The 15,872-nt window shown below is 72.4% G+C and carries 13 protein-coding genes and 2 pseudogenes; 13 read left to right on the top strand and 2 right to left on the bottom strand.

Annotated features, from left to right (window positions below; translation table 11 throughout):
* Positions 1 to 33: 33 nt before the first annotated feature.
* Positions 34 to 456 carry a hypothetical protein gene (locus ACFPIJ_RS34865; protein ID WP_380121611.1) on the bottom strand — a complete coding sequence of 141 codons (423 nt, stop codon included), beginning with the start codon at positions 454 to 456 and terminating at the stop codon, positions 34 to 36.
* The gene (locus ACFPIJ_RS34860; RefSeq protein WP_380122080.1) at positions 457 to 1,860 is read right to left on the bottom strand and encodes a KamA family radical SAM protein; all 1,404 of its coding nucleotides are present in this window, start codon (positions 1,858 to 1,860) and stop codon (positions 457 to 459) included.
* Between the two features lie 153 nt (positions 1,861 to 2,013).
* Here ACFPIJ_RS34860 and ACFPIJ_RS34855 point away from each other — a divergent pair, with 153 nt between their 5' ends.
* The 13 genes and pseudogenes from ACFPIJ_RS34855 (at position 2,014) to ACFPIJ_RS34795 (ending at position 15,872) form a co-directional block, all read left to right on the top strand.
* On the top strand, positions 2,014 to 2,976 hold the full coding sequence (locus ACFPIJ_RS34855) for a nitrate- and nitrite sensing domain-containing protein (protein WP_380121609.1): 963 nt from the start codon (positions 2,014 to 2,016) through the stop codon (positions 2,974 to 2,976).
* Positions 2,958 to 4,460, top strand: coding sequence for a sensor histidine kinase (locus tag ACFPIJ_RS34850; RefSeq protein ID WP_380121607.1), 1,503 nt, complete (start codon positions 2,958 to 2,960; stop codon positions 4,458 to 4,460). Before ACFPIJ_RS34855 ends, ACFPIJ_RS34850 begins: the two co-directional genes overlap by 19 nt.
* On the top strand, positions 4,457 to 4,867 hold the full coding sequence (locus ACFPIJ_RS34845; protein ID WP_380121605.1) for a roadblock/LC7 domain-containing protein: 411 nt from the start codon (positions 4,457 to 4,459) through the stop codon (positions 4,865 to 4,867). The genes ACFPIJ_RS34850 and ACFPIJ_RS34845 overlap by 4 nt, the downstream gene beginning before the upstream one ends.
* A 167-nt stretch (positions 4,868 to 5,034) precedes the next feature.
* Entirely contained in the window at positions 5,035 to 5,421 is a 387-nt protein-coding gene (locus ACFPIJ_RS34840; RefSeq protein WP_380122078.1) for a DUF742 domain-containing protein, read from the top strand.
* Positions 5,402 to 5,993: pseudogene (locus ACFPIJ_RS34835) on the top strand (GTP-binding protein). Before ACFPIJ_RS34840 ends, ACFPIJ_RS34835 begins: the two are co-directional and overlap by 20 nt.
* A 62-nt stretch (positions 5,994 to 6,055) precedes the next feature.
* Positions 6,056 to 7,153: an L-erythro-3,5-diaminohexanoate dehydrogenase gene (gene kdd / locus ACFPIJ_RS34830; RefSeq protein ID WP_380121603.1), complete on the top strand. Its 1,098-nt coding sequence runs from the start codon at positions 6,056 to 6,058 to the stop codon at positions 7,151 to 7,153.
* Positions 7,150 to 8,682, top strand: coding sequence for an amidohydrolase (locus ACFPIJ_RS34825; protein ID WP_380122076.1), 1,533 nt, complete (start codon positions 7,150 to 7,152; stop codon positions 8,680 to 8,682). Before kdd ends, ACFPIJ_RS34825 begins: the two co-directional genes overlap by 4 nt.
* Entirely contained in the window at positions 8,679 to 10,229 is a 1,551-nt protein-coding gene (gene kamD, locus ACFPIJ_RS34820; RefSeq protein ID WP_380121600.1) for a lysine 5,6-aminomutase subunit alpha, read from the top strand. Before ACFPIJ_RS34825 ends, kamD begins: the two co-directional genes overlap by 4 nt.
* Before the next feature lie 8 nt (positions 10,230 to 10,237).
* Positions 10,238 to 10,981 carry a lysine 5,6-aminomutase subunit beta gene (gene kamE, locus ACFPIJ_RS34815; RefSeq protein WP_380121598.1) on the top strand — a complete coding sequence of 248 codons (744 nt, stop codon included), beginning with the start codon at positions 10,238 to 10,240 and terminating at the stop codon, positions 10,979 to 10,981.
* Complete coding sequence (kal, locus tag ACFPIJ_RS34810; protein ID WP_380121595.1) at positions 10,978 to 11,361, top strand: 3-aminobutyryl-CoA ammonia lyase; 384 nt, start codon at positions 10,978 to 10,980, stop codon at positions 11,359 to 11,361. The genes kamE and kal overlap by 4 nt, the downstream gene beginning before the upstream one ends.
* Before the next feature lie 17 nt (positions 11,362 to 11,378).
* On the top strand, positions 11,379 to 12,581 hold the full coding sequence (locus ACFPIJ_RS34805) for a glutamate mutase L (RefSeq protein ID WP_380122075.1): 1,203 nt from the start codon (positions 11,379 to 11,381) through the stop codon (positions 12,579 to 12,581).
* Positions 12,582 to 13,288: 707 nt separating this feature from the next.
* Positions 13,289 to 15,057: pseudogene (gene lnt / locus ACFPIJ_RS34800) on the top strand (apolipoprotein N-acyltransferase).
* Positions 15,054 to 15,872 (top strand): polyprenol monophosphomannose synthase, encoded by an 819-nt coding sequence (locus ACFPIJ_RS34795; RefSeq protein ID WP_380121593.1) that lies wholly within the window; start codon positions 15,054 to 15,056, stop codon positions 15,870 to 15,872. Before lnt ends, ACFPIJ_RS34795 begins: the two are co-directional and overlap by 4 nt.

Genomic DNA, 15,872 nt, shown 5'->3' with positions numbered 1-15,872 from the left:
CGCCGCTGCGCGGCAGATTTCCGTTTTTGTCGGTCAGGGACCGCTGGTCGGCGCCGTCGGGCGTTCCAATCCGGATTCCTGGCAGGCGACGACGGCTTCCAGGTGCCAGCCGAGCGGGTCGTGTGAACGGAACGTCAGCACGGCGACGGTGTGGGCCTTGGCGTCGAAGGCGATGTCGACGCGTGCGGGCTCCGAGTAGACCTGGTGCATGCCTTTGATCAGTGTGCTGGGGCGCACCTGTGCCCAGGCGGTGGCGAGCTGCGCCGGGGAGCGGGTCTCGCGGCTGGTGGGTGACGCGGTGGCGTAGGCGGCGGCGATCTCGCTGTTCTCCGCGCACTGCAGCCGGCGGGCCGGGTCCGAGGCGGTCTCGTCGCTGTCGCCGATCGAGTTGATGTACAGGATGACGGCGACGGCGGCGAGACTCAGCCCGAGTAGGCGCACAAGGTTACGTCGCACTCACCCAGCGTAGGCGACCAGGGGGAGCTGTGCCTCGGCTCGCCATTTGGCGATGCCGGTGGCGGGCAGCGTGTCGATGGGGTCGTAGTACGGGTAGGTGCGGTCGAGGTCCATGGACGAGTCCTCGATGGAGGTGCGGTAGTTCTTCGTCCAGTAGGTGATGCCGCGTTCCCGGTCGTAGTCGGTGACCATGTGGACCCAGCGTTTGCCGACGAAGGGCACGTCGCAGACGATCCGTGGGGTGGCGTAGCCGGGCAGGTAGCCCATGATGTCGTGCTGGAGCTGCTGGGCCTGCCAGACGGCGACGCGCCAGTGTTCGGCGTTGGGGATCATGTCGCACATGTAGAAGTAGTAGGGCAGGATGCCGGCCTCGCCCTGCAGTGCGAAGCAGAGGTCGAGCAGGTCGGCGGCGGTGGCGTTGACGCCGCGCATGAGGACGCCCTGGTTGCGCACGTCGCGGACGCCGACCTCGAGGGCGGTCTGGGCGGCGCGGGCGACGAGCGGGGTGAGGGATTGGGCGTGGTTGACGTGGGTGTGGATGGCGAGGTTGACGCCGCGGCGGGCGGCGGTGCGGGCGACGCGTTCGAGGCCTTCGACGACGGCGGGTTGCAGCCAGTGCTGGGGGAGGCCGGCGAGGGCTTTGGTGGCGAGGCGGATGTCGCGGATGGTGTCGATGGCGAGCAGTCGCATGAGGAACGTTTCGAGCTGGGGCCAGGGGACGTTGGCGACGTCGCCGCCGGAGACGACGACGTCGCGGACGCCGGGTTGGCCTTTCAGGTAGTTGATCATCGCGTCGTAGCGGTCGACGGGTTTGAGGCTGAGTTTGAGTTTGGCGACGGTGGGGGTGCTGTTGCCGACGAGGTCCATGCGGGTGCAGTGGCCGCAGTACTGGGGGCAGGTGGACAGCAGTTCGGCGAGGACTTTGGTGGGGTAGCGGTGGGTGAGGCCTTCGGCGACCCACATGTCGTGTTCGTGGAGTGAGTCGCGGCTGGCGTGGGGGTGTGAGGCGAAGTCGGTGAGCCGGTCGGAGGCGACGGGCAGCATGTAGCGGCGGACGGGGTCGGCGAGGAGGGTTTTGTCGGTGATCTCGCCGGTGGGGACCATGGTGTTGATCATGTGGGGTGGGACGAGCATCGACATGGTGGCCTGGGTGGCCTGGTCGAGGGCGAGGTCGTCGTAGAAGTCGGCGGTGATGAGGTCGCCGTAGACGGTGCGCAGCTGGTTGATGTTCTTGACGCAGTGGGCCCGCTGCCATTGGGCGGATTCCCATTCGTCGCGGGTCACGTGGCGCCAGCCGGGGAGGCGGCGCCAGTCCGGCTCAACGAGCTCGTGGCGTTCATACGCGTACGGCTGCACGGCACACCTCCAGAAATTCTGCGCTAGAACCGTCACAGTAGCGAAGATTCTCCGGTGTTTCGAGTCGCGGCGGGAGATTCTGCTGTCTGTCATCCGGCTGGTCGGAAAAGCGGGTCCTCGGACATGACGGTCGGTCACCGTCGGGCCCGCTTACGGTGGCGGTCCGCAACCGAACTGCACCCGAGCGATGCCCGAGGTCTCATGAACAACCGTTGGTCCATCCGCGCGAAGATCACGGCGATGCTGGCGATCCCGATCGTCATGCTCGTCGCGATCTGGCTGTTCGCGGTGAGCTTCACCCTCGAGACGGCGCTGGACCTGCGTAACGCGAAGCTGGTCAGCGACAAGGTCACCGAACCGGCCGAGGCGATGGTCGAGCAGCTGCAGATCGAGCGGCAGCTGACGACGGTGTACGTCGCCGGCGGCCGCCGCAACGCCGGCGCGGTCCAGGAGCAGCGGGCGAAGATCGACTTGGAGGTGAAGGAGTTCCGGGAGCTGGCCTCGGACAAGGACTTCCAGGACGTGGCGAGCGCGGAGACGAAGCAGGCGATCGCGACGTCGACGAACGCCCTGGACGCGTTGCCGCAGCTGCGGCAGCTCGCCGACAACGGTGGGCAGGCCGACGCGGTGCGGCAGGCGTACTCGGGGATCATCACCGGCAGCTACGGCATCGGTGAGTCGGTGACGAACCACCAGGATTCCGAGGTCACCGAGGAGGCCACGGGTGTGTTCGTGCTGGGCCTGTCCCGGGACCTGTACTCGCAGGAGGACGCGCTCATCACGCAGGCGGCGGCGAGCAACCAGTTCACCGCGTCGGTGCACACGGAGCTGGTGGCGCTGATCGGGCAGAAGCGGCTGATCCTGCCCTACGGTGTGACGCTGCTGCCGACGCAGACGCAGGCCCGGTACCGCATGGTCGCGGCCGGTGAGGCGATGCAGAAGCTGACGCAGTTGGAGAACCAGCTCCTGGCGCCTCCGCCGGGGACGGCGGAGGCGGCGGGGATCAACCTGCAGGCGTGGCGGGGTGCGTTCGACCCGGTGAACGAGGACCTGAAGCGGTTCCGCGGGGAGGTGCAGGCGCACAACGTGCAGGCGGCGCGGGACGCGTCCGACGCGATCTTCCTGCGGCTGGGTGTCGCCGGTGTGTGGGGCTGCTCGCGGTGATCCTGTCGCTGGTGCTGTCGGTGCGGATCGGCCGGTCCCTGGCGCGGCGTCTGGACGGGCTGCGGGCGGCGGCCCTGGAGCTCGCCGATGAGCGGCTGCCGTCGGTGGTGTCGCGGCTGCGGCGTGGTGTGCAGGTGGACGTGGCGGCGGAGGCGCCGCCGCTGCGGCTGGGCACGGACGAGATCGGTCAGGTGGGTGAGGCGTTCAACTCGGTGCAGCGCACGGCGGTCGCGTCGGCGGTGGAGGAGTCGTCGGTGCGGCAGGGCATGAACGAGGTGTTCCTGAACATCGCGCGCCGGTCACAGACGCTGCTGCACCGGCAGTTGTCGCTGCTGGACGGGATGGAGCGGCGTACGTCGGAGCCGGATGACCTGGCGGACCTGTTCCGGGTCGATCATCTGGCGACGCGGATGCGGCGGCACGCGGAGGACCTGGTGATCCTGGCGGGTGCGGCGCCGGGCCGGGGCTGGCGTAACCCGGTGTCGGTGATCGACGTGGTGCGTGGCGCGGTGTCGGAGGTCGAGGACTACGCGCGGGTGCAGGTGCAGCAGATCGGTGAGGGTGCGGTGGTCGGGCGGGCCGTCGGCGACATCATCCACCTGCTGGCGGAGCTGATCGAGAACGCGACGGCGTACTCGCCGCCGCACACGCGGGTGAACGTGACGGGTCAGCTGGTCCCGAACGGTTTCGTGGTCGAGGTCGAGGACCGTGGGCTGGGGATGTCGGAGCAGGCGATCGTGGAGGCGAACCGGCGCCTGGTGGAGCCGCCGGAGTTCGACCCGGCGAACAGTGCCCGGCTGGGGTTGTTCGTGGTGGCGCAGCTGGCGGCGCGGCACGGGGTGCGGGTGGTGCTGCGGTCCTCGCCGTTCGGTGGGGTGACGGCGGTGGCGTTGCTGCCGACGGATCTGGTGGTGGCGCAGCCCTCTGCGGTGCCGTCGCCGCTGCCGCCGGGGGCGCCGGCGGATCTGTCGAACACGCATGAGCTGCAGGTGGTGGCGCGGGAGCCGTTCTCGTGGCTGCCGGGTGACGGTGCGGGTGAGGTGCCTGAGCACACGCAGGTGTTGCCGGCGTCGTCGATCGGTGCGCGGCCGGCGTTGTCGGTGGTGCCGGACGGGCGCCGCAACGGTCCGGGTCCGTTGCCGCAGCAGCGGCCGGCGGCACCGGCCCCGGCGGCGAACGCGGCGAGCGCGGCCGGTGGGGCGTCGGGGAACGCCGGTGGTGGGAAGCCGGCGGGTTCGCGGGGGTTGCCGAAGCGGGTGCGGCAGCAGAGCCTGGCGCCGCAGCTGCAGCAGGACCCGGCAGCGGTCGACGATCTGGGCGAGGTGGAGGTGCCGCAGCCGAACCGGTCGCCGGAGCAGCTGCGCAAGATGATGTCGTCGTTCCAGGCGGGCACGGCCCGGGGCCGGCACGCGAGCGGCGCCGAGGACAGCAGCGACGGTAACGGCAGCAACGGCAGCACGGGTCGTGACGGGGTGGCGGGATGACGGCGGCGCAGGGTAGCAACATCGGGCTGAACTGGCTCCTGGACGATCTGGTGGATCGGGTGCCGTCGGTGCAGCGGTCGGTGGTGCTGTCGGTGGACGGGCTGATGATGGGCGCGTCGAAGGGGTTGTCGCAGGAGGACGCGGAGCATCTGTCGGCGGTTGCGGCGGGGTTCCAGAGTCTGGCGCGGGGTGCGGGGCGGCACTTCGGCGGCGGTCCGGTCCGGCAGACGATCATCGAGATGGAGTCGGCGTTCCTGTTCGTGACGGCGGCGGGGCGCGGGGCGTGTCTGGCGGTGCTGGCGGTGTCCGACGCGGACATCGGGTTGATCGCGTATGAGATGGCGATGCTGGTGCAGCGGGTCGGGCAGAACCTGTCGACGTCGGCGCGTCCGGTGGCCGGCGGATGACGCCGCCGCCGGGCCGGCACGCCGCCGGGCATCCGGACCGTGGCGATCCGCGGGAGGCGGGTGCGGCCGAGCAGTGGGTCGAGCAGCAGCGGGCGGATGCGTACCGGGCGGAGCTGTATGCGGCGCCGCGGGGTGAGCAGCCGTGGCCGGAGCGGCCGCGGGGTGATCTGACGGCGGAGCCGTGGGTGGATCACACGTGGGTGGACCGGGATGCGGGTCCGATGGTGCGGCCGTATGCGATGACGGGTGGCCGGGTCCATCCGGCGTCGGGTTCGTTCGACGTGGTCGCGATGGTGGTGGCGAACCGGGCGGCGATGTCGGACCTCGGGTACGGGTTGCAGCCGGAGCACCGGGCGATCCTCGCGTGGGCGCGGGAGCCCCTGGCGGTGGCGGAGTTGGCGTCGCACCTGGATCTGGCGCTGGGTGTGGTGCGGGTGCTGCTGGGTGACCTGCTGGGGCAGGGCCTGATCGAGATGTACCACCCTCCGGCGGCGGGCGAGTTGCCGAGCGAGAGCATCCTCAAGGCGGTGATCAATGGACTACGGGCGCTCTAGTGGTGTTGCGCGGCCGGTTCCGACGGCGATCAAGATTCTGGTCGCTGGTGGGTTCGGTGCGGGGAAGACGACGCTCGTCGGTGCGGTGAGTGAGATTCCGGCCGTTGCAGACGGAGGAGTCGCTGACGGCGGCGGGGATCGGCACGGATGATCTGACCGGGGTGGAGCGGAAGTCGACCACGACGGTGGCGATGGACTTCGGGCGGATCACGATCGGGCAGGATGTGGTGTTGTACCTGTTCGGTACGCCTGGTCAGGACCGGTTCTGGTTCCTGTGGGACGAGTTGGCGCTGGGTGCGCTGGGTGCGGTCGTGCTGGCGGACACGCGGCGGTTGGCGGACTGTTTCCCGTCGATCGACTACTTCGAGCGGCGCAATACGCCGTTCGTGGTGGCGGTGAACTGTTTCGATGACGCGTCGTCGTATACGGAGGCGGAGGTCCGGGAGGCGCTTGATCTGGATGGTCATGTGCCGTTGTTGTTGTGTGACGCGCGGGTCCGGGAGTCGAGCAAGGCGGTGCTGATCGGCCTGGTCGAGCATGTGCTGGCGCTGTCGACCGCCCGGACACGGTAGTTCTTCCCGCACTGTGGCTGGTGCGCCGGAAAATCTTCGGCTAACTTGTGGCAGTGCGGGAAATGACATCGCCGATCGGGTTGCATCGGGTCGTGGAACCGGCCGGGGTGCTGCCCCAGGCCGCTGACCGGCTCGACCCGGACCCGGCCATCGGCGCGGACGAGGTCCGCATCCGCGTCGAGCGGCTCAACCTCGACGCCGCGTCGTTCCATCAGCTGCGGACCGAGCACGGCGGCGACGGCGCCAAGGTCCGCGCGGCGGTGCTGGACATCGTCGGCAGCCGCGGCAAGATGCACAACCCGGTCACCGGCTCCGGCGGCATGCTCATCGGCACCGTCGAGGCCGTCGGGCCGGCGTCGCCGCTCGGCCTGCGGGTCGGTGACCGGGTCGCGACGCTGGTGTCGCTGACCCTGACCCCGCTGCGGATCGCCGATGATCTGCGCGACTGGGACGGGCTGTCGGAGCAGGTGCCGTGCGACGGTCACGCGATCCTGTTCGCCCGGTCGATCGCCGCGGTCCTGCCCGGCGACCTGGACCCGCAGCTGGCCCTGGCTGTCCTGGACGTGTGCGGCGCCCCGGCCCTGGTCGCGCGGGTCGTGCGCCGGTCCCTGCGGGACCGGGCCGCTGCTGCGGGGCCGCTGACGGTCGCCGTCCTCGGCGCGGCGGGCAAGAGCGGTTCCCTGGCCCTCGCCGCGGCCCGGGACACCGCCGCCGGTGGTGCGGTGCGCACCGTCGGGGTGGTGCGTGATGACGCCGAACGGGTCAGGCTCGCCGCCGCGGGCCTCGCCGACGCCGTGGTCATCGCCGACGCCCGCGACGCCGTCGGCCTCGCCACCGCCATCACCGCCAGCACCGACGGCACGAGCGGCGGCGGCGCGGACGTCACCGTCGTCTGCGTCGACGTCCCCGGCTGCGAGCACGCCGCGGTCCTGGCCACCGCGCCGGGCGGCACAGTGATCTTCTTCTCGATGGCCACGTCGTTCCCCGCCGCCGCGCTCGGCGCCGAAGGGCTCGCCGCGGATGTGACGATGCTCATCGGCAACGGTTACGTCCCGGGACACGCCGACTACGCGCTGCGGCTGCTGCGGTCCGAGACGGGCGTCCGGGACCTTTTCCAGGCGCGGCTGGGGACCGAAGCACCGCCCGGGTTGGCAGACTGAGCCGCATGCGAACCCTCTTCCGTGACGGCCGCGTCCACACCCCCGCCGACCCGTCCGCGACGGCGATGCTCGTCGACGGCGACACCATCGCCTGGCTCGGCCCGACCGGGGACGCGCCGACCGGCGGGGTCGACCGGGTCGTGGACCTCGACGGGGCGCTCGTCACGCCCGCGTTCGTCGACGCGCACGTGCACACGACGGCGACCGGGTTCACCCTGCGCGGGCTCAACCTCGCCGGGACCACGTCCAGGCTGCAGGTCCTCGACGCGGTCGCGGCGCACGCCGCGACGCTGCCCGCCGACGCGATCGTCATCGGGCACGGCTGGGACGAGTCCGGGTGGCGGGACCAGCGGACCCCGACCGCGGCCGAACTCGACCGGGCCGGCGGCGGCCGCGCCGTCTACCTGTCCCGGGCCTGCGTCCACGCGGCGCTCGTGTCCAGTGCGCTGCTCACCGACGCCGTGCAGGCCGCCGCCGGCTACGACGGGTCCGGGTGGCTGCGCCGCGACGCGCACCACCTGGTGCGGGAGGTCGCGTTCGGGTCGGTGACGCACGCGCAGATCCTCGACGCGCAACGCGCCGCGCTGACCCACGCCGCGTCGCTGGGGATCGCGTCGATCCACGAATGCGGGGGGCCGGGCACGTCCGGGGAGGCGGACTTCGTCGCCGCGCTCGGTCACGGCGCCGGGTACCCGCAGGTGTACGGGCTGTGGGGTGAGGTGAACGGCGCCGGGAAGGCGAAGCAGCTCGGCGCGGTCGGCGCGGCCGGTGACCTGTACGCCGACGGTGCGCTCGGCGCCCGCACCGCCCACCTGCGCGGCGCGTACCTGGACGGGTCGGGCGCCGACGAGCACGGGCACGGGTACCTGAGCGTGGAGCAGGTCACCGAGCACGTCGTGGACTGTGTCCGGCACGGGATGCAGGGCGGGTTCCACGCCATCGGCGACCAGGCGATCAGCACCGTCGTGGACGGGTTCAAGGGCGCGGCGAAACGGGTCGGGATCGACCGGATCCGGGCCGGCCGGCACCGCATCGAACACGTCGAGCTGCTGGACAAGACGCTGATCGCGGGGCTCGTCGACTTCGGGATCGTCGCGTCGGTGCAGCCGGCGTTCGACCGGCTGTGGGGCGGCGAGCACGGCATGTACGCTGCTCGGCTCGGCAAGGCCCGGTCCCTGGCGTCGAACCCGATCGGGGCCCTGGCCGGGGTCGGGGTGCTGCTGGCGTTCGGGTCGGACTCGCCGGTCACGGACCTCGACCCGTGGGGGACGTGCCGGGCGGCGATGCGGCACCACAACGCGGTGCAGCGGATCGGGGCGAAGGCCGCGTTCGCCGCGCACACCCGCGGCGGGTGGCGGGCCGTCGGCGTCGACGACGAGGGTGTCCTGAACCCGGGCTGGTCGGCGACGTTCACCGTGTGGGACACGACCGAGGAGATCAGTGAGGTGCTGCACACCGAGACGAACCCGCAGGCGCGGGTGACGGTGCTGCGGGGCCGGCCGATCCACAACAGGCAGGAACCCCTGTGACCACTCAGAGCAAGCTGAAGCTGGACCGGCGGACGGTCGCCACGGCGCGGCGGCTCGCGGCGGCCGCCGGCCGGCCGGTCGTGGACCTGGCGCGCAGCCACACGACGGTGTCGGTGGAACGGGCCACGCTGCGCCTCGCCGGGATCACCGGTGCGGACCCGGACGGGATCCCGTGGGTGAACCGGCTCGTCGACACCGTCGTGGAGCAGGTCGGGCTCGGCGGCGGGGTCAGCGGGCCGGTGTTCGGCGCGTTGCTGCGCGACGGGCACCAGGACCTCACCCTGCTGGCGCAGAAGGCCGCGGCGGGCAGCGTCACGTTCAGCACCGACACCCCGGCGGCGGCGCGGCGGGCCGCGACGAGAGCGGTCAGAACCGGTCTGGACCGCGTCGAGCGGCGCCGCAGAGAACGGGACCGGCTGATCAAACGGTACGGCGACCCGAAGCAGCGGCCGTGGATCTACCTGATCGTCGCGACCGGCGACATCCATGAGGACATCCCGCAGGCGCAGGCGGCGGCGCGGGCCGGCGCCGACGTGATCGCGGTGATCCGCTCGACCGGGCAGTCGCTGCTGGACTACGTGCCGGAGGGCGCGACCCGGGAAGGGTTCGCCGGGACGTACGCGACGCAGGAGAACTTCCGGCTCATGCGGGCCGCTCTGGACGAGACGTCGAAGGAGGTCGGCCGGTACGTGCGGCTGACGAACTACGCGTCGGGGCTGTGCATGCCGGAGATCGCGGCCCTCGCCGGGCTCGAGCGGCTCGACATGATGCTCAACGACTCGATGTACGGGATCCTGTTCCGGGACATCAACCCGATCCGCACGTTCGTCGACCAGCGGTTCTCCCGGCAGGTCCACGCCCGTGCCGGGATCATCATCAACACCGGTGAGGACAACTACCTCACGACCGCGGACGCGGTCGACGCGGCGCACACGGTGACGGTGTCGCAGCTGCTCAACGAGTACTTCGCGCATGAGGCGGGACTGCAGGACTGGCAGCTGGGGCTCGGGCACGCGTTCGAGATCAACCCGGAGCTGCCGGAGTCGTTCCGGCTCGAACTCGCCCACGCGCTGCTGGCGCGGGAGCTGTTCCCGGACGCGCCGCTGAAGTGGATGCCGCCGACGAAACACATGACCGGCGACGTGTTCCGCGGGAACCTCCTCGACGGGTTCTTCAACCTCGCCGGTGTGCTCACCGGGCAGGGGATCCTCCTGGTGGGGATGATGACGGAGGCGGTGGTGACGCCGTGGCTGTCGGACCGGGACATCGCGTTGCAGAACGTCCGGTACGTGCTGTCGGCGGCGGGGAACCTGCATGAGGACTTCACGCCCGGCGCGTTCATCCGGGACCGGGCCCACACGGTCCTCGGTGAGGCCGTGACCCTGCTGCGGCAGATCGGGTCGCAGGGGCTCCTCGACGCGATCGGCAAGGGCACGTTCGGGATCATGCGCAGGCCCGCGGACCGGGGTAAAGGCCTCGACGGGGTCGCGGCGCGGGAACCCGATTATTTCAACCCGGCGATCGAGATCCTGGACGGCCCGGCATGAACAACGGCATGAGCGCAGCGGTGATCCGCCCGTACGGGGACACGACCGGCGACGGCATGGTGCAGGTCAGTTTCACGCTGCCCCTCGCGGCGGACAAGCGTGGTGAGGGCGCGGCGCTGCAACTGGCGGGGAAGATGGGCATCGACCCGGCGATGGTCGTGCACGCCCGGCCGATCGGTGCGCAGCACACGTTCTTCGTCGTGTACGGCCGGGTCAACCACCTCGTCGAACCGGGCAAGGTCGTCGTCGCGGAACGCGACTACCCGCTGCTGTCGGCGAAGGAGGTCAACGCGGCGATCCGGGCCCGGTTGCGCCGCAAACTCGTCGTCGTCGGTGCGTGCATCGGCACCGACGCGCACACCGTCGGGATCGACGCCATCCTCAACGTGAAAGGGATCGCCGGTGAGAAGGGCCTGGAGTACTACCGGGAGTGCCGGGTGGTGAACCTCGGCGCGCAGGTCGCCGTCGCCGCGCTCGTCGAGCACGCCCGGGCGGAGAAGGCCGACGCGGTCCTGGTCAGTCAGGTCGTCACGCAACGCGACGCGCACCTGTCGAACACGCGGGAGATGTCGGCGGCGTTCCGGGAGGCGTTCCCGGCCGCGAAACGGCCGTTGCTGGTCGTCGGCGGGCCCCGCTTCGACGAGCTGCAGACCGCGGACCTCGGCGTCGACCGGATCTTCGGGCGGGGCACCACCCCCCGGGAGGTCGCGTCGTACCTCGTCCACGCGGTCCACGCGGTCGGTGCCCGGTGAGCGGCGCGCAGGTGGGGGTGCGGGTCGTGCACCGCCGGTACGTGCCGTACTCGCACGCGCACTACGCCGGGAACCTGGTCGACGGTGCGTACAGCCTCGCGCTGTTCGGTGACGTCGCCACGGAACTGTGCATCCGGACCGACGGTGACGAGGGCCTGTTCGCCGGGTACGCGGGCGTGGCGTTCCAGGCGCCGGTGCGGGCCGGTGACGTCCTGGAGGTGACGGCGACGATCACCAGGGTCGGGACCCGGTCGCGGACCGTCGAGTTCACGTGCCACGTCGTGTGCCGGGGTACGCCGGAGGCCGGCGCTTCGGCCGCCGCAGTGCTGGACCCGCCGCTGCTGGCGGTGTCGGCGACCGGCACCGTCGTCGTCCCGTAGTCCCGGTGCCTGGCCGCATGCTGGTCGCGTGCGTGGACGTCGGGTCGACGGACACGAAACTCGCCGTCGTCGACACCGCCGACGGCACCCTCGTGCGGACCGGGACCCACCCGACGACCGGTGGTGACGTCCTGGACGGCGTCGACGCGCTGCTGCGGGACGCGGGGCCGGTCGGTGCCGTGTACTGCTGCTCGTCGGCCGGGGGTGGGCTGCGGCTCGCCGTCATCGGCTACGAGGCCCTCGTGTCCGCCGACGCCGCGCACCGCGTCGCGTTGTCGGCGGGTGCGCGGGTCGTCCACGTCGCCGCCGGCGTCCAGGACCCGGCCGGGATCCGGGCGGTGCGGGCCGCGGCACCCGACGTGGTGCTCCTCGTCGGCGGCACCGACGGCGGTGACGGCGACACGCTGCTGCACAACGCGCGGCGGGTCGCGGCCGCCAGGTGGCGGGTCCCGGTCGTCGTCGCCGGCAACACCGACGTCCGTGACACCGCCGTGGACGTCCTCACCGCGCGGGGGGTGCCGGCGGTCGGCGCCGGGAACGTCCTGCCGCGGATCGGGGTCACCGAACCCGGGCCGGCACGCGCCGCGATCCGCGACGTGTTCCTGCGGCACGTCATCGGCGGCAAACACCTGTCCAAGGGCCCCCGGTTCGGGCGGCTGGTGCGGATGGCGACCCCGGACGCGGTCCTCACCGGCGTGTCGCTGCTCGCCGACACGACCGCCGGGGACCTGCTGGTCGTCGACGTCGGCGGCGCCACCACCGACGTGTACTCCGCGCTCGTCCCCGACGGCGGCGCCCCAGGGGTCGCCGGGACCCTGTGGCGGGCCAGGACCGTCGAAGGGGACCTCGGGGTCCGGTGGAACGTCGACGGGGTCCACACCGCCGCCGCCCGCGAACACGTCACCGTCGGCGCCGGGCCGCTCGGCGTCGCCGCCGCCGCGACCGTGATCGCGACCCGCCGGCACGCGCGCAGCGGCCGGGACCTGCGCAACGTCGGGACGGTCGTCGCGTCCGGCGGGGTGTTCCGGCACGCGACCCGCCGCGACGCGGTCGCCGCGCTCGGCCCGGTCCTGGGCGATCACGCCGGCGGGTGGGCGTTGCCCCGCGCCCCGCACGTCACCGTCGACGACCGGTACGTCCTGGCCGCCGCGGGGCTCCTCGCCGCGGAGCATCCCGCCGCCGCGGCCGCGCTGCTGCGGGCGCACCTGCACAGTGGGTGACGATGGGGGCATCCGGCGGCCCCGGGGCGCAGGTCACTCGCCGCGGGTGAACCAGGCCCGACACACCGCACCCGGCGCACCCGACACGCCGGGCCGGGTGAATTACATCGCGTGCGACGGTTGACAGGGCCCCCCGGCGAGCGCGTAACGTCTTTGCGTCCTACTTCGGCGCGGATGACCACGGTTCGCTACTCCCCAACGCCCACTGATCGGACGTCCTCGTCAACCGACGGGACACCACCGGATCCAGTGTGCGGGGGTCGGCGGGGGCCGCGGGCCGGGCATCCACCGGTGTCAGGGCAGGGGGGTCACGCGACCAGTAGACAACGGCACGCCCCGGGCAGCCAGCCCGAGCCGCGCCGGAACGAAGGCCGCGCCCAGACACTCCTGCCGCACCGGCCGGACCAAGGGCCTGGGAGCGCGGGGCGCGACTTCGGTCGCGCCCCGATTTCAGCCCCGTAGCGCACCGCCGCCAGGGTCGCACCCGCACGTCGCCACCCCGGCGGTCACCGGCAACGGTCGCGAGGGTGTGGTGACGGCCCGGTCGCGGTCCAGCCACATCCCAGCACATTCACAGCGGCGGGCACCACCGCCGATTCCCTGTCCAGGGTGACGTGGCCGCATAATTGTCGCCGCGGGCCGGTACCGGTCCGCGGGTCCGGCGCTGCGCGAGGGGCGGCCGGGCGGACCGCTGGACACGGCAGGGGATGGCGCAGGTGACCTTGGTCGACACCGGGAGCGCGGCGGACGGCGCGGACGGCGCGGACCGTCCCGCGGAGCCGCCCCACGACGCTGCACCCGTTCCCGGACCCGACGCCGGGCCCGGCGGGCCCGCGGTGCGGCCGGTGGTGGGGCAGGTGGCGGGCCGGGCGGTGCCGCCGCTGTGGGTCGCTGTGCTGCTCGCCGCCGCCGCCGGGGCGGTGATGCTGGTCGCGTTCCCGCCGTATGGATGGTGGTGGGCCGCGCCGGTCGCGGTGGCGCTCGCCGCCGCCGCCGTGCACGGGCGCCGGCTGCGGGCCGGTTCTGGCTCGGCACCCTCACCGGCGCGGTGTTCTTCACGCCGCTGCTGTCCTGGACGAACCTGCACACCGGGATGGTCCCGTGGTTGCTGCTGTCGGCGTTGCAGGCGCTGTTCATCGGGCTGCTCGGCGCCGCCACCGCCTGGATCAGCCCACTGCGGCAGCAGACGGTGCGGACCCGGTCGTGGATGTGGGTGCCGGCGCTCGCGGCGCTGTGGACCGCGCAGGAGGCGCTGCGGGACCGGGCGCCGTTCGGCGGGTTCCCGTGGGGCCGGCTCGCGTTCAGCCAGGACGCGTCGCCGCTGCTGCGGCTCGCCGCCGTCGGCGGGGCACCGCTGGTCACGTTCGCGGTCGCGTTCACCGGTGCCCTCCTCGCCGTGCCGTTGCTACGGATCATCACACCCCGGGCGGCCCGGCCGGCCGTGCTAACCCGAGGGTGGAGTCCGAGGGTGAGTTCCGCGGCCGCCGTCGCCGGCGCCGTCGTGGTGGTCGCCGGGGCGCTGCTGGTGCCGTTGCAGCAGCCGTCCGGCAGGGGCGTGTACGTCGCGGTCGTGCAGGGCAACGTGCCCCGGCTCGGCCTGGACTTCAACGAGCAGCGCCGCGCCGTCCTCGACAACCACGTGCGGGCCACCGTCGAACTCGGCCGCAAGGTCACCGAGGAGGGCGCGCGCCGGCCGGACCTGGTGGTGTGGCCGGAGAACTCCTCCGACATCGACCCGCTGCGCAACACTGACGCGGCCGCCGCGATCGCGACCGCCGCCCGGGCCGTCGGCGTGCCGATCCTCGTCGGTGCGGTCCTCACCGACCCCGCCGTCGGGGTCGAGAACGCCGGGCTCGTCTGGGAACCCGACGTCGACGCGGACGGCAACACCCGGCAGGGCGGCGTGTCGGCGCGGTACACGAAACGGCACCCGGTGCCGTTCGCGGAGACGATGCCGCTGCGGGACATCGCCCGGATCGTGTCGAAGGAGGTCGACCGGGTCTCCGACATGACCCCGGGGCACACGCCGGGGGTGCTGCAGGTCGGGCCGGCGACCGTCGGTGACGTCATCTGCTTCGAGGTCGCCTACGACGGGATCGTCCGCGACACCGTCACCGGCGGTGCGCAGCTGCTGGCGGTGCAGACGAACAACGCGACGTTCGACGAGGCCGAGGCGCGGCAGCAGCTGGCGATGGTGCGGCTGCGGGCCGTCGAACACGGCCGGGACGCGTTGATGGCCTCGACCGTCGGGATCTCCGCGTTCGCCGACGCGGCCGGCCGGACCCGGCAGGAGACCGGGTTCAACGAGGCCGCGGTCATCGCCGCCGAGCTGCACCTCGGGTCGGCCCGTACGCTGGCGACGAGGCTCGGCGCCGGCCCCGAATATGTGATCGTGATGCTGGGTATTGCCGCTGTTGTGGCCGCCGCCGCGGTCCGCCGCCGCAACCGGCAACACCCGACAGAGGAGGACGTGTGAGCGCAACCGACCGAGGCGTGAACCAGTACCCCGGGGTCGGCAGGGTCCTCGTCATCGTCCCCACCTACAACGAGGCCGACAACCTGCGGCCGATCGTGGCGCGGGTCCGTGCCGCGACCCCGGCCGTGGACGTGCTCGTCGCCGACGACAACAGCCCGGACGGAACCGGCCGGATCGCCGACGAGCTCGCCGCCGCCGACCCGGCCGTGCACGTGCTGCACCGGCCGGGGAAACAGGGGCTCGGCGCGGCGTACCTGGCCGGGTTCGCGTGGGCCGGCGAACACGACTACGACGCGGTCGTGGAGATGGACGCCGACGGGTCTCACGCCCCCGAGGAGCTGCCGCGGCTGCTGGACGCGCTCGGCGAGGCCGACGTCGTGCTCGGCTCCCGCTACGTCAAGGGCGGCAAGACCGTCGGGTGGCCGTTCCACCGGCACCTGATCTCCCGCAGCGGCAACGTGTACGTGCGGATGGCGTTGGGGATGCCGTTCCGCGACGCGACCGGCGGCTACCGGGCATACCGGACCCCGGTCCTCAGCAAGATCGAAATTGAGTCGATCGCGTCGCAGGGGTACTGCTTCCAGGTCGACCTGGCGTGGCGGTCGTTCCGCAACGGGTTCCGGGTCCAGGAGGTCCCGATCACGTTCGCCGAACGGCAGCGCGGGCACTCGAAGATGAGCTCGTCGATCGTGCGGGAAGCGTTGTTGCGGGTCACCGTGTGGGGTGCGTCGGCGCGGTGGGAGGCGCTGCGCCGCGGCGTCGCCGGCGGCGGACCCCGCGACGCCCGCGCCGACGCCCGGCAGCAGAGCGGCTGA

The organism is Dactylosporangium cerinum (assembly GCF_042653625.1).
In the GTDB taxonomy this organism is placed as follows: Bacteria; Actinomycetota; Actinomycetes; order Mycobacteriales; family Micromonosporaceae; genus Dactylosporangium; species Dactylosporangium cerinum.
This window is presented reverse-complemented; position numbering and strand designations above follow the sequence as displayed.

Excerpts from the sequence above, each read along its gene's own strand:
- ACFPIJ_RS34855 (WP_380121609.1), top strand. The coding sequence starts at position 2,014 with ATGAACAACCGTTGGTCCATCCGCGCGAAGATCACGGCGATGCTGGCG.
- ACFPIJ_RS34845 (WP_380121605.1), top strand. The coding sequence starts at position 4,457 with ATGACGGCGGCGCAGGGTAGCAACATCGGGCTGAACTGGCTCCTGGAC.
- kdd (WP_380121603.1), top strand. The coding sequence starts at position 6,056 with ATGACATCGCCGATCGGGTTGCATCGGGTCGTGGAACCGGCCGGGGTG.
- kamE (WP_380121598.1), top strand. The coding sequence starts at position 10,238 with ATGAGCGCAGCGGTGATCCGCCCGTACGGGGACACGACCGGCGACGGC.
- ACFPIJ_RS34805 (WP_380122075.1), top strand. The coding sequence starts at position 11,379 with ATGCTGGTCGCGTGCGTGGACGTCGGGTCGACGGACACGAAACTCGCC.